Source organism: Olleya sp. Ti.3.14, from assembly GCF_038154885.1.
Taxonomy (GTDB): domain Bacteria; phylum Bacteroidota; class Bacteroidia; order Flavobacteriales; family Flavobacteriaceae; genus Olleya.
In genome coordinates this window covers 1-238 of the sequence record NZ_JBAKAO010000112.1, presented here as the reverse complement: position 1 = coordinate 238, position 238 = coordinate 1, and the positions used below count along the sequence as shown (strand labels likewise).

The 238-nt window shown below is 36.6% G+C and carries 1 protein-coding gene; it reads left to right on the top strand.

What is annotated here, in order from left to right; translation table 11 throughout:
* Positions 1-238: hypothetical protein (locus V6251_RS15505; RefSeq protein WP_341589039.1), on the top strand; the 238-nt coding region annotated here is incomplete at both ends.

Genomic DNA, 238 nt, shown 5'->3' with positions numbered 1-238 from the left:
AGCAAATCACGCAAAACACTGCTATTACTGCTAATGAAACTGCAATAGCTGATCATATTACTGCTGATGAAGATACTGATGCAACTAATGAAATTCAAACAGTAGAATCTACTGATGGCTCTGTTGCTATTACTGCTAATGGTAATGACTTCGATTTAAGCGTTACTCCTTTTGATGACTCAACATTACAATCTCAAATCACAGAAAACGCTGATGATATTGATGCAATCGAAGCGGA